This window comes from Acidobacteriota bacterium (genome assembly GCA_026707545.1).
Lineage (GTDB): Bacteria > Acidobacteriota > Thermoanaerobaculia > Multivoradales > Multivoraceae > Multivorans.
On sequence record JAPOWR010000001.1, the window covers coordinates 1,521,053 to 1,534,082 of the forward strand.

The window sequence follows — 13,030 nt, forward strand, 5'->3', positions numbered from 1 at the left end:
CCTCCGTAGGATCAGGCTGCTGTGCCCCAGACGCCCTGCACGATCGCGGTGCTGGCCACCCTCGACACGAAGGGAGGCGAAGCCTCCTATCTGGTGGATCGCATCGTGCGCGACTGGGGCTGCCGCGCGTTCGTCATCGACCTCGGCGTGCTCGGCGAGCCCGCCCTCGACGGAAGCCGGCTGCCCGACGTGAGCCGCCGTGAAGTCGCCTGCGCCGGCGGCGAGAAGGTCGAGCAACTGGCCCGGGCGGCCGACCGCAGGCGCGCGATCGCCACGATGTCCGCCGGTGCCGAGGAGGTTGTCCGCCGCAGCTACCGGCGCGGGAGCTTCGACGCAATCGTCGGCCTGGGCGGCCGGGCCGGCACCGCGATGGCGACAACGGCGATGCGTGCCCTGCCTCTCGGCGTACCCAAGGTCATGGTGTCGACGATGGCCGGCGGAGACGCCTCGGGTTACGTCGGCTTCAAGGACATCGTCATGGTGCCCTCGATCGTCGATCTTGACGGTATCAACCGGATCAGCCGGCAGATTCTGAGTCGCACCGCCGCCGCGGTCTGCGCCATGGCCCGCGTCGAGATCGAGGGCGGGGACGATCGTCCTCTGATTGCCGCTTCCACGTTCAGGAGCGCAACCCCCTGCGTGGATGCCTGCCGGCGCCAACTCGAGACCGAGGGTCTCGAGGTCCTCGTCTTCCAGGCCACGGGCGCCGGCGGCCGCACCATGGAGAGCCTGATTGAAGCCGGCTTCGTGCGCGGCGTACTCGACCTGACGACCACGGAGTGCGCGGACGAGTTGGTTGGCGGCGTACGCACCGCGGGTCCCTCCCGGCTGGAGGCCGCGGCCACGAGCGGTACACCCGCCATCGTCGTACCCGGCTGCCTCGACATGGTCAGCTTCTTCGCCCGGGACACCGTTCCCAGCGAGTTCGAGGGTCGCACCTTTCACCACCTGAGTGACAACATGACCCTGATGCGCACGTCCCGGGAGGAGTGCGCGGAGCTCGGTCAGGTCCTCGCCTCCAAGCTGAATGCCTCCACCGGCCCGGTCGAGGTCTACTTGCCGCTTGGCGGCGTCTCCACGCTCTCCGCGCCCGGCGGACCGTTCCATGATCCGGCGGCCGACGACGCGCTGTTCCATGCCCTGCGCGAGAACCTGCGGCGGGCAGTGCCGGTCACCGAGGTCGACGCGAACATCAACGACCCGCGCTTCTCCTACGCCGTCAGCGACGCCATGCTGCGGCTGGTGCGGGACGCGAACTGACGGACCTCATCCCTCATCCGCGCATGAGAACGCGCTCGCCGAGCGGCTGCACCGGCCGGTAGTTGTTCGGGAAGATCGCCGCGAAGGCATCGATCTGCCCGGCCGACAACGTGAGCGGTTCCGTCAGGACGATCCAGGCCACGCCTTCCGTACAAGGCGGGGTGGTCAGCGACCCACGGTACCGCCAGGAGGTCCGGTGCTTCGGCAGCAGGGCCCGCAGATCGACCGCGTCCGGAACGGGACGCGGCGCCCCGGCAGAGACCGGAAGGCATGACCACACCGGCACCAGCGGCCGGTTCGCGGGCCCCTCACGGAACAGGACTCCGACGACCACCAGGGAACCGCCTGCGCTCCGGTGCACGAAGTGCAGCTCGAGCGGCAGACGGACGCCCTCGATCGTGTGCTCGGCGCCGTGGTGGAAATGGAACTGCTCCAACTCGAACCGCACGCCCCCGACAACCACGCCGCTACCGGGTTCCGGGTTCACCTGGATCGAATGCCCCGTGTTTTCGACCGTCGACCGGGAAGACCGGTACTCGAACTCGACCGGATCGACCCGCGCGTTACGAGCACCGTTCAGATCGATCGGAGACTGCTCACCGCCCAGCGAACACGTTTCGTACGCAGGGTCGAGACGGCCCCAGACAGCGGGGCCGTTGTGCGGCTCGTAGCCCCACTCAGATCCGTCGGCATGTTCACACATCGGCGCGGAACGATACACCCGTGCGGTACATTCCGCGCATGCCGACCGTCCGGTTCAGCGTGCGCCGCCGCCGGCGATGGGCTCTTCATCTCGGGGTCGTCTCGGTCGTCCTCGCTCCAGTGGCGGCGCCTGCCGGCGGGGCCGCCGCCGACCCGGAGGCGGTTGAACGGGGCGCGGTGATCTACCGTGGCGGCACCTGCCCGGTGTGTCACCACTGGGAAGGCCAGGGGAACCGTCGGGGGCCGGACCTGACCGACGACGAGTGGCTTCACGGCGACGGCTCGCTGACTGCCGTTCGCAGGGCGATCGAGACCGGCTTTCGCCACGGCGCCGGCCGCCGCTTCGGCGGCAAGTACGAGATGTGGCCCCTGGGCGGAATGGACCTCGACGAGGTCGATGTCGACGCCCTGGCGGCCTACGTCTGGTCGCTCCATCGCCGACGCCGTGCCGCGGACACCCGGACCCGGGAAGTCGTGAGCCGCATCGCCTTCGGTGCCGGCGCCGATCAGGACCGGGCGCAACCGGTCTGGGACACCGTGCTGGCGCTGCGCCCCCAACTCATGCTGATGCTGGGCAACAGCGTTCTCGCCGAGACGGAAGACATGGTCCAACTCCGGCGGCAGTACGACAAGCTGACCGTTAAGCCGGGGTTCGCCGAACTGCGCCGGCAGAGCCGCTTCATGGCTACATGGAACGATCTGGACTTCGGCCGCGAGGACGGCGGCGCCGAGTTCGACAAGCGGGCCGAGTCGCAGCAGGTGTTCCTGGACTTCTGGAACGAACCGTCCGGATCGCCGCGACGGATACAGCAGGGGGTCTACACGTCCCAGCGTTTCGGACCGCCGGGACGGCGTCTCCAGGTCATCCTGCTGGATACCCGATACGGGCGCGGACCGCTCTGGCAGGTATCTTCTGAGGAGGCGCGGAGGCGGGAACTGCTGGGCATGGGCCCCTACCTGCCGAACGATCACGAGCGCGCCCGGATGCTGAGCGAGGAGCAGTGGCGTTGGCTCGACGAACAGCTTCGCCAGTCGGCCGACCTGCGTCTGATCGTCACCAGCATCCCCTTCGTCATGGAGTTCACCGGCCGGGAGAGTTGGGCGAACATGCCGACCGAGCGCCAGCGGCTGATCGACCTGATCCGGGACACCGGCGCGACCGGCGTTCTGCTGCTGAGCGGCGACACCCCCTGGGCCGACATCTCGCGCCTCGACGGAGAGGCGCCCTATCCGCTGTGGGACTTCACCGCCGGTCCGCTGAACCGGCGGAGCACGGCCGGGATCGGTCCGAACCGGCACCGTGTCGGCCAGGCCACGCGCGAGCCGAGCTTCGGCTACATCGAGGTCGACTGGACCGCCGCCGACCCCGAGGTCCACGTCGAGGTCCGGAACGTGGCGAACCGGGGCCTGCTGCGCCGGACACTGCGGCTGTCCGAGTTGCAGCCGAAGTAGACGCCGCCTCCGGGAGGACTAGAAGAACACGAAGGAGCGGACGACGACGTTCCTACGGCAGGGAGCATCCTTGGGCGCGGTCGGGTCGATGCAGGCGGTGTGGAAGGACCAGCGCGAGACGGAGCCGTCGGTGACCGAGTCGTAGCACTTGAGCATCGAGACCTCGGTGGACGTCTGCTGGGGAAACCAGTACCACTCGTGGTGCGGGCGGTAGGTGAAGCGGGTGGTCTCACCCACGCGGTCATCGTAGATGCGGTAGTTCGTGATGTACGGCTGGTCGGCGAAGGACGGCCAGGCACAGAGCACGAACGGATTCTGGCGCACGGTCTCCATCGGTTTGGCGAGATTGATCGACATGAAGCGCCGCGACATCTTCGCGTCCGCCTGCTCTTCGGTGTAGTGCTGCTCGCGGCCGAAGTTCCGGAGGTTCCTGGTGAGCAGCTCGCGGCAGCGGACCCGGCCGCTGTTGTCGTTCAGGTCGTTGTGCACGAGGTTGGCGTAGTTGGCGTTCACACCGGGGTTCTTGTTGTCCTGGTCCTCGGTCCGGTCTCCCTGGTAGTCCTTGTCGAACACGTCGTGGTTGTACACGAACGCATCCGTCGCATCCGGGAAGAACTCCAGGAGGAGCCTCTCCATCTCCGGGTAGAACACGCGTTCCACTTCCGCAGCGTCGTAGAAGTTCTCGCACTCGGACTCGCAGTGCCCCAGCGAGAGCCCAAGCCTGTCCATGCACTCGGCGCTGTCGGGCCTGAGACCCGGGTAGATTTCCTCGATTCGACGCGCGTCGCGCATCACGTGCGGAAAGTAGAGGCATCCGCGCGCGATGTCCCGTTCGTACCGGCGCAGCGCTTCCGCGTCGGCCCGTCGCGCCGGGTCCCGCCAGAGGGCGTTCGACGAGACGATGGAGTAGGAAGGCTCCTCGCGGACCGAGTAGCGCAGCGGCAGCGCCAGGCCGCCTTCCGGGGCTTCGATGTTGTTCGCCCGAATGTACTCGAGGCACTCCGCGTAGCGACGGAATCCCGGGCCCCACTTCGTCTCGATCGGTCCGGCAGGAGCGTTGTCGAGCATGTCAGCAAACACCTTCTCGTGCCCCTCGGCGACCTGCCTGAAGGTGGCCTCCGTCGCCGCGGCGGTTCCCGCATCCCCGTCCCGGTCAAACGACATGTAGGACAGGCCTCCGTTCGCGGCAACGGGCGGCGGCTGCCCCTTCGTGAGTTGCAAGGGAGGCACGTAGGCCGGCGTGGCTGTCTCCGTAGCCGTCGAAACCTGATTCACGCTCATCGTGGTCTGCTCCGTGGAAGTTCGCCGGGCAGTCTACTGGCCGGCCTCCCACGCCCGGACCTTGCGGTTCGCCTCGTCGAAGATGCGCTCGTAGTTGCCGATCGTGATCGCGTGCAGTGTCGGTTCGCTGAGCCGGTCCCAGAGCGGCGCGTAGTCGCGCCATGTCTTGAGGTACCCATCTCGGCCGCTAGGCGCAACGGAATCCGTCCCGAACAGGAAGCGGTCCGGATGGCGTTCGAGCAGCGCGGTCCAGGCATCAAGCGAGGTTTCGTCGCGCACGATGTACTTGGCCACCTCGTCCCAGGACAGGTCGCAGTGCACATGGGAGAACGCCTCGTCGGAGAGCAGGGCGTCGAGTAGTTCCACATGGTCCGCGGCGGGCGCCACGAACCGTCCCAGCCCGGTATGGGCCCAGATGATCGTGGCGTCGGAGTGGGCCCGGAAGAACTCCCGCACGGGCTCCAGGTGAACGGGCTCCTGCGCCTCCGTGGGCAGCACGACGTCGATGTCGTTGTGGAAGATGACCACGAGGCCTACCTCGGCGGCGAAGTCGAGAACGCGGTCCAGCGCCGGATTCCGCAGGCTGGCCGTGTGGCCGAGGATCTTCGAGGTCACGAACTCCTTGTGGATCGAGAACTCCCCGATTCCCGAGAAGACGCCGGGGTAGTGCTCGAGCACACGGCGGATGTGATCCGCGGCGTACATGTCCGTCGGGTTGAAGCCCGTGATCATCGGGTCGAAGCGCGCCTGGTCCTCGGGCGGTAGCAACTGGTACTCCTCGGCGATGATCGCGTCGACGAAGGAGTAGTAGTAGAGAGCCGAATCCGAGTGCAGGTAGTAGTCCGGCGCCCGGTCGCCCGACTCGAAGTAGTCCCACTTCTGCTGCAACGGGATGCCGAAGACCGCAGTGCGCCCCACGTCCTTCGCCGCGATCTCCAGGAACTCGCTGAGCGTGATGCCCCGCTGGACGTAGTTCGTGAGGTGGAAGTGGACGTCGTGGAACTTCGGTTCGTTCGCCGCCGCCCAGGCCGCTGTCGCCGTGCCCAGCCACGCCGCGACGAGCAGCGGCGCCGCCATCATCGGCCTGACCGCACTGGTGAACACGCGACGAAGCTACACCATCGGCCTTCGCGGCTGACTCAGCTCCTCGCGCCCTCCTGCGCCGCCTTGGCCGCCTGCATGTCGTCCTCGTCCGGCATCAGGATGAACTCGGGATAGGACTCGATGCCGAGTTCGGTCATGTCCTGACCGAGTTCCTCGACTTCCGGCGAAACCCGGACACCGATCGTCTTCTCGAGCACCCACCAGAGGAGCAGGGAAACGCCGAAGACAAAGACGCCGATCACGACGATGCCGATGACCTGCGGCACGAAGCTGCCGCCGGCCGCGATGCACACGGCGAGGGTGCCCCAGATGCCGGCAAACAGGTGGACCGGAACGGCGCCGACGACATCGTCGAGCTTCATCCGCTCGAGCATCTTCATGCCGGCGACCGTGACCACGCCGCCGATGGCGCCGATCAGCAGCGCCCAGTGGTGACCGACCAGGTCCGGACCGGCGGTCACGCCGACCAGTCCGCCGAGTGCGCCGTTGAGCACGGCCAGGAGGTCGACCCGGCCCAGCAACGGCCGTGACAGAGCGAGGGCCGCGATGACGCCGGCAGCCGCGCCGAGGTTCGTGTTGATCAGCAGGTTACCCATCGCCGTGGCGTCGCTGGCGCCGCCGAGCGCGAGCTGCGAGCCACCGTTGAATCCGAACCACCCCATCCAGAGGATGAAGACGCCGAGCGTCACGATCGGGACGTTGGATGGCGGCGTTGCCTTGACGCTGCCGTCGGCGCGGAACTTGCCACGCCGGGCTCCGACGATGATGATTCCCGCAAGGGCGGCCCATCCGCCGGTCGAGTGGACGATCGTCGAGCCGGCGAAGTCCTGGAAGCCGCGCTCGGCCAGCCAGCCGCCGCCCCAGGTCCAGGCGCCGACGATCGGGTAGAGAACCGCGGTCAGCACGGCGGTGAAGATTAGGAAGGACCAGAGCTTGACGCGCTCGGCGAGGGCTCCCGACACGATCGAGGCCGTGGTCGCCACGAACGTCATCTGGAAGAACCAGCTCGACATCTCCGAGTAGCCGCTTCCGATGACGGCAGCCGCCTTGTCGGCATCTCCGGCAAGGAAGGCCATCTCGTCCGCGGACGCCTCGAACAGCGGCGTGATCGAACCGATCCAGCCGCTGACATCGACGTACATCAGGTTGTAGCCGATGAAGTAGTAGGCAATGCCGGCGATCGAGTAGAGGCCGATGTTCTTCAGGCAGATGACGGACGCGTTCTTCGTCCGGACCGAGCCCGCCTCGAGCATCGTGAAGCCGGCGCACATCCACATGATGAACGCGCCCCAAACCAGAAACGCGTAGGTGTTGAAGACGTACGTGGCTTCACCGGACACCTGGGCACCCGCCGCGGTCGCGACGAGCAGCAGCACGGCGCCGGCGAGGAGCACCTTGAGAACGGTCCGTCGTGACGAAGGTGGCTTCAACTGGGGCTGCATGTCTTCCCCTCCGGCTGTTGGTTATGGCCCGCCCCCTCTCTCGAGGACCTGGACAGCGCGGCCGGATCTAGCTCACACGCGGAACATGAGCATTGTAGCGCCTGGCACGAGCCGTCCGCGGCGGCTCGGATCCGCAACCGGTCAGCCGGATGCGGGCTCAGTCGGCGCGCTTCACCATGGCGCCCAGCACCATGCCGCCGACGCCGAAGGAGATGATCTCGACGGCGAGCCAGATCCACGCGACGTGGTACGGGAACCCGTCGATCACCAGCGTCAGGTAGAACTGCTGGAAACCGACGACCGCGCCAAGCAGGATGCCGAAGTGGAGACCGCCCCTGGCCCCGGCCTGCCAGGACTGGCGGCTCGACGCGAAGAACAGGGCGGCGACGACGCCGATGACCAGGGCGATCGCCGTGAACCAGACGAAGACCGTGGGATCATCCTCCTGCGCGAACGCAGCATGACCTTCGTACGTCCCCGCGCTGTCCAGGATCAGGCCGTGCATCACGAAGTTGACGATGTTCTGGGCGATTCCGGCAACCAGACCGGCAACGACCGCTTTACCCCAATTCATGGCTTCCCTCCGTAGTGATTAGGCGCCGCCGGCACGACGTACTGTCAGACAACCTCGACTTCTAGCGGAGCACCTCCTCCACCACCCGTCCGTGGACGTCGGTGAGACGGAAGTCCCGACCACTGTAGCGGTACACGAGGCGTTCGTGGTCGATCCCGAGCTGGTGCAGGATCGTCGCATTCAGGTCGTGGATGTGCACGCCGCCCGAGACGATGTTGTAGCAGTGGTCGTCCGTTTCGCCGTACGTCGTGCCAGGCTCGATACCCGCCCCGGCCATCCACACCGTGTAGCAGCGGCCGTGGTGGTCCCGGCCGTAGTTGTCCTCCGAGAGCGCGCCCTGGCAATACACGGTGCGTCCGAACTCACCGCCCCAGACGACCAAGGTGTCCTCCAGCAGGCCCCGCTGTTCCAGGTCGGTGACCAGCGCCGCCGACGCCCGGTCCACGTCGCCGCACTGCAGGCGAATGTCGCTCGGCAGATCGCCGTGCTGGTCCCAGCCGCGGTGGTAGAGCTGAATGAAGCGTACGTCGCGCTCCGCGAGCCGCCGCGCCAGCAGGCAGTTCGCGGCGTAGGTGCCCGGGGTGCGCGCATCCTCGCCGTAGAGGTCGAACGTGCTCCGCGGTTCGTCCGACGTATCGACGAGCTCGGGCACCGAGGCCTGCATCCGGTAGGCCATCTCGTACTGCGCGATCCGGGCGGTGATCTCCGGATCGCCGAACTCCTCGTGGTGCTGTTCGTTCAACCTCGCCACGACGTCCAGCATCCGGCGCCGGACGCCGCGGTCGATCCCCGGCGGATCGGACAGGTAGAGAACCGGATCCTCCGCCGCCCGCAGGTTGACTCCCTGGTGCTCCGAGGGCAGGAAGCCGGCGCCCCAGAGACGCTGGAAAAGCGCCTGCGACTCGCGCTTGGCGCTGCCCTGGGAGATCAGCACGATGAAGGCCGGCAGGTCGCTGTTCTCCGAGCCGATGCCGTAGCTCAGCCAGGCTCCGAGGCTTGGACGGCCCGGCTGCTGGTGTCCTGTCTGCAGATAGGTGATGCCCGGATCGTGGTTGATCGCCTCGGTGTGCACCGCCTTGAGGAAGCAGAGCTTGTCGACGATCCCCGCGGTATGGGGCATCAGCTCGCTGACCCAGGCGCCGCTCTCGCCGTGCTGGGCGAACCCGAACATCGACGCCGTGATCGGGAACGAGTCCTGGTTGGCCGTCATGCCGGTTACGCGCTGGTCGCCGCGCACGGAAGCGGGCAGTTCCTCGCCGTGCCACTCGGTCAAACGCGGCTTGTAGTCGAAGAGATCGATCTGGGACGGCGCACCGGACTGGAACAGGTAGATCACCCGCTTCGCCCTGGACGGGAAGTGGGTCCCACCGAGAGCGCCCAACGCCTTCGCCGCCTCGCCTCGGGCGGCCCACGAGGGCCCCGGGTCGAGCAGCGAGGAGAGCGCCGCGACGCCGATCCCCGTGCTCGCCAGGCCGAAGAACTGTCGCCGGCTGACGCCGAGCGCATAGTCGGCCTGGGGATCCGTGCCCCTTTTCGGGCCGCAGTCACTGCAGTAGGAGTCGGTCTTCTTTCCGTTCATCGTCTGGTCACCGCCTCGTCCAGGTTGAGCACCGCGCTCGCGGCCACGCTCCAGGCCGCGAGTTCGGCGCCAGGCAAACTCTCGTCAACGGGCCACTCGCCGACGTTCAGCAACGCTTCGGCCGCCGCCGGATCCCGTTCGTAGCGCGGCCGCAGATCGGCGACGAGATCGAACATCGCCTCTTGCTCCACGGCCGTCGGCGGACGCGCCAGCACCCGGCGGAAGAGCCCGTCGATCAGACTCGCATCGCCGGCGTCGGCCGGCGCCGCGGCGGCGTTCTCCGCAAGCAGGTCTTCCGCCAGAACGCGCGCCGCCTCGACGAACTGGGGATCGTTCATCAGCACCAGGGCCTGCAGCGGCGTGTTGGAGCGGGACCTCTCCACTACGCACGTCTCCCGGTTCGGCGCGTCGAACACGAGCATGTTCGGCGGTGGCACGGTCCGCTTCCAGAAGGTGTACAGGCTGCGCCGGTAGAGCGCCTCGCCGTGGTCCTGCTCGAAGACGCTGGCGCTGCTCTCGTAGCCGATCTCCCGCCACAGACCGGGCGGCTGATAGGGCTTGACGCTCGGGCCGCCGAGCCTCTCGACCAGAAGGCCGGAAGCGGCCAGCGCCCCGTCCCGGATCACCTCCGCGTCGAGGCGGAAGCGGGACGCGCGCGCCAGCAGCCGGTTCTCCGGGTCGAGTGCGATGAGTTCCGGGCTCGCCCTGGAACTCTGGCGATAAGTCGAGGACAGCACGATCATCTTCTGGAGCGCCTTCAGATCCCAGTCCTGCCGGACCAGTTCGGTCGCCAGCCAGTCGAGCAGCTCCGGGTGGGACGGCCACGCGCCCTGGGCGCCGAAGTCGCCGGCCGTCGCCACCAGGCCGCGAGCGAAGAACTTCCGCCAGATGCGATTCGCCGTCACACGCGCAGTGAGCGGATGATCTCCGCTGACCAGCCAGCGCGCCAGGCCGAGCCGGTTCTTCGGGAGGTCTTCCGGGATCGGCGGCAGCACCGCCGGAACGGCCGCGTCGACTTCGTCCAACTGCTGGTCGTACTCGCCGCGACGCAACACGAAGGTTGGCCGCGGGTCGTCCATCTCGCGCATGACCATCGTCGTCGGCACGGCGGCCTCGATCACACGGAGACGCTCCGAGAGCGCGGCGTAGCGGGTCTCATGCACCAGCCACGGAGACCAGTAGCCCCGCCGGAAGCGATGGCGGATCGTCGTCGCCTGCTCCCCGGTCCGTTGATCCTCGGGCAGCCCGACCAGGTACTCGACATCCCGGTACGCCGTCACGAGACCGCCGTACGGTGGCGGCAGCTGCTTCGGCTCCAGCACCTGAAACGCCACCTCGGGCGCGTCGGATACCGACAGCCGGAAACGGCGCATCGTCTTGTACTGATAGGTCGACTCCTGCCGCAGCACGATCCGCAGCCGGACGCCAAAGGCCGGGCCCGGCGCCGCCTCGGCCGCCTCGGGCGTCCGAGCCCGAGCCGCCCGGAACACGGCCGTCCGGGCGGTGGCCCGGGTCATGTAGCCGGCGCCCCAGCCGGTCTCAGGATCGCCGTCCACCGCCAGTTCGAGGCCCATGGACGGCGTCGCGTAGTCGGCGTAGCCAGCAGCCAGGTCCAGGGCGCCGGACGGTCCCCCATCGAGCGGCGTCACCTCGACCTCGACCTCGGTCAGCACGAAACTCCCGTCCTCGGCCCGGCCAATCCCGAGCGACGGATCGGACCGATCCCGAAGCGCCTCCAGCCGCAACGCGCCGACGTGGTCAAGGTCGGTCTCGGCCTCGATCACATAGACGTCGGTCACGGGATTCTCACCGGACACTTCGATCGAGCCGTCATCGAGAACGGTCATACGGGCTCCAGCGGTGGACTCGAGCGAAACCGGCACCAGCGGCCGCCACCTCTCGCCCAGCCGGCGGTCCCACTCCTGCTGCCACGCGGCCTGCGCCGTGACGGCTTCTCCGTTCGCATCGTCGAGGAGCGCATCGAGCGGCGCAAGTTCCTCCCGAATCTCCCGAAGCAACGCACGCTGGCCCGGGTCGGGCGCCTGGATCTTCGGCTCCGCATTGCCCTGGTTGCCATCGAGACCGGCCTCGTCGACCGTGTTGAAGAAGGCGGCGAGCTGGTAGTACTCACGCTGGCTGATCGGATCGAACTTGTGGTCGTGGCACTTGGCGCAGCCGGCGGTCAGCCCCATCCAGACCGTGGCCGTCGTGTCCGTGCGGTCGAAGACGTACTGGACGCGGTACTCCTCCGGAATCGCGCCGCCCTCGTTGTTGATCATGTGGTTGCGGTGGAAGCCGGTAGCAAGCAACTGCTCCGGACTCGGATCCGCCAGCAGATCGCCGGCGAGCTGATCGACCGTGAATTCGTCGAAGGGCTGGTTGCGGTTGAACGCGTCGATCACCCAGTCGCGCCAGCGCCACATCGACCGCTCGAGGTCCCGGTGGTAGCCGTTCGTGTCGGCGTAGCGGGCGGCGTCCAGCCAGAAACGCGCCATGTGCTCCCCGTAGCGCTCGGAGGCGAGCAGCCGGTCCACCAGACGCTCGTAGGCGTCCGGCGAGGTGTCGGCCAGGAAGGCCTCCACCTCGCCCGGCGTCGGCGGCAGCCCGGTCAGATCGAGTGACAGACGCCGCGCCAGTGTGCGGCGGGCCGCCTCAGGCGCGGGCGTAAGCCCCTCGCTCTCCAGCCGGGCCAGAACGAAGCGATCGAGATCGCCGCGGACCCAATCAGGGTCCGCCACCGGCGGCGGATCGGGACGCCGCGGCGGCAGGTACGCCCAGTGATCCTCGAACTCCGCTCCTTGCAGAATGAACCGGCCCAGGGTCTCGATCTCACGGTCGGACAACGTCGAGTCCGCGTGAGGCGGCGGCATGCGATCGAGAGGATCGACTGCCGCGATCCTCTGGAACAACTGACTCTCGTCCAGGCTGCCGGGCACCAAGGCACGACGCCCCGAGGAAAGAACACCCAGCGCCGACTTGCCCTGGTCGAGCCGCAGGCCCACCTGACGCACGGCCGCGTCCGGGCCGTGACACTCGTAGCAGTGGTCCGAGAGGATCGGCCGGACGTCTCGATTGAAGGAGAGGGGCTCGCCCGGACCCGCGATGTCGTGCTCCACGGGCGGAACTTCACGCGCCGCGACGCCAACTCCCCCAACCTCTTCCTCATACGCCAGAGGCCACTCCGCACCGGCATCGATCCACGCCTCGAGCAGCGCCCGCTCCGCCTCCTCGAGCGCCCGCGGCGGCGGCATCTCCAGTTCGTCCTCGCGCCGAATCGCAGCCACGAGCAGGCTCGACTCGGCATCCCCAGGCACGATCGCCGCTCCCCGGCCACCCCCGATCAACATCGCCGGCCGCGAGTCCAGCCGCAGATTTCCCCGCTGCCTCAGAGGCCCGTGACAGGCGAAACAGCGGCTCTTCAACACCGGCAGGACTTCCGACTCGAAGTCCGGAAGCGTCGCGGCTTTGGCGAGTCCCCCACCGCCTGCAAGCAAACCCAAGCCCATCAGCATCGCACCCGCGACCCTGCTGACTCTTGTGTCCATACGTCTCAACCGCTCCGGAACCCAATCCTCTTTCTGGATTCCGAGGATGTTACCGCGCCGCCGGTCCGCTGGGACCCTCTCCTCCGGCCCA

The 13,030-nt window shown here is 67.9% G+C and carries 9 protein-coding genes; 2 read left to right on the forward strand and 7 right to left on the reverse strand.

Features of this window, described 5'->3' with window-relative positions:
- The first annotated feature begins 21 nt into the window (after positions 1-21).
- A complete protein-coding gene (locus OXG83_06070; GenBank protein MCY3964581.1) occupies positions 22-1,260 on the forward strand; it encodes a Tm-1-like ATP-binding domain-containing protein in 1,239 nt (412 codons plus the stop codon).
- 13 nt (positions 1,261-1,273) lie between these two features.
- Here OXG83_06070 and OXG83_06075 read toward each other — a convergent pair whose 3' ends face one another.
- Complete coding sequence (locus OXG83_06075; GenBank protein MCY3964582.1) at positions 1,274-1,963, reverse strand: carbonic anhydrase family protein; 690 nt, start codon at positions 1,961-1,963, stop codon at positions 1,274-1,276.
- Between the two features lie 38 nt (positions 1,964-2,001).
- Here OXG83_06075 and OXG83_06080 point away from each other — a divergent pair, with 38 nt between their 5' ends.
- Positions 2,002-3,414: an alkaline phosphatase D family protein gene (locus tag OXG83_06080; GenBank protein ID MCY3964583.1), complete on the forward strand. Its 1,413-nt coding sequence runs from the start codon at positions 2,002-2,004 to the stop codon at positions 3,412-3,414.
- Positions 3,415-3,432: 18 nt separating this feature from the next.
- Here the strand turns inward: OXG83_06080 and OXG83_06085 are convergent, their stop codons facing one another.
- The 6 genes from OXG83_06085 to OXG83_06110 form a co-directional block, all read right to left on the reverse strand.
- A complete protein-coding gene (locus tag OXG83_06085; GenBank protein MCY3964584.1) occupies positions 3,433-4,695 on the reverse strand; it encodes a CmcJ/NvfI family oxidoreductase in 1,263 nt (420 codons plus the stop codon).
- 33 nt (positions 4,696-4,728) lie between these two features.
- Positions 4,729-5,799, reverse strand: a complete 1,071-nt coding sequence (locus OXG83_06090; protein MCY3964585.1) for an amidohydrolase family protein — start codon at positions 5,797-5,799, stop codon at positions 4,729-4,731.
- Between the two features lie 35 nt (positions 5,800-5,834).
- Entirely contained in the window at positions 5,835-7,241 is a 1,407-nt protein-coding gene (locus tag OXG83_06095) for an ammonium transporter (protein ID MCY3964586.1), read from the reverse strand.
- Between the two features lie 157 nt (positions 7,242-7,398).
- Positions 7,399-7,815 (reverse strand): hypothetical protein, encoded by a 417-nt coding sequence (locus OXG83_06100; protein MCY3964587.1) that lies wholly within the window; start codon positions 7,813-7,815, stop codon positions 7,399-7,401.
- Between the two features lie 61 nt (positions 7,816-7,876).
- Positions 7,877-9,394: a DUF1501 domain-containing protein gene (locus tag OXG83_06105; GenBank protein ID MCY3964588.1), complete on the reverse strand. Its 1,518-nt coding sequence runs from the start codon at positions 9,392-9,394 to the stop codon at positions 7,877-7,879.
- A complete protein-coding gene (locus OXG83_06110; protein ID MCY3964589.1) occupies positions 9,391-12,939 on the reverse strand; it encodes a PSD1 and planctomycete cytochrome C domain-containing protein in 3,549 nt (1,182 codons plus the stop codon). The genes OXG83_06105 and OXG83_06110 overlap by 4 nt, the downstream gene beginning before the upstream one ends.
- Positions 12,940-13,030 lie beyond the last annotated feature (91 nt).